The 220-nt window shown below is 43.2% G+C and carries 1 tRNA gene; it reads left to right on the forward strand.

The window, feature by feature from the left end:
- Window positions 1-48 precede the first annotated feature (48 nt).
- Window positions 49-125, forward strand: a tRNA-Trp gene (locus AB4482_RS22955).
- Window positions 126-220 lie beyond the last annotated feature (95 nt).

A 220-nucleotide genomic window follows, 5' to 3' on the forward strand; every position in this document is an offset into this window, starting at 1 on the left:
GTCCACTCCGCCACTTATTCAGAGTTTCAGCTCTTTAAAACTGAAAATAGGGGTGTAGCTCCAATTGGCAGAGCAGCGGATTCCAAATCCGCGTGTTGGGAGTTCGAATCTCTCCACCCCTGCCATATTTAAGGCTCTAGCAGAAATGCTAGAGCCTTTTTGCTTTCTGGAATTTAATAAATTACAGAAAGTAGCCTGGTATAATACCAATCCGGAAAAT

The sequence above is a fragment of the Vibrio sp. 10N.222.55.C7 genome, assembly GCF_041473335.1.
GTDB classification, from domain to species: domain Bacteria; phylum Pseudomonadota; class Gammaproteobacteria; order Enterobacterales; family Vibrionaceae; genus Vibrio; species Vibrio crassostreae_C.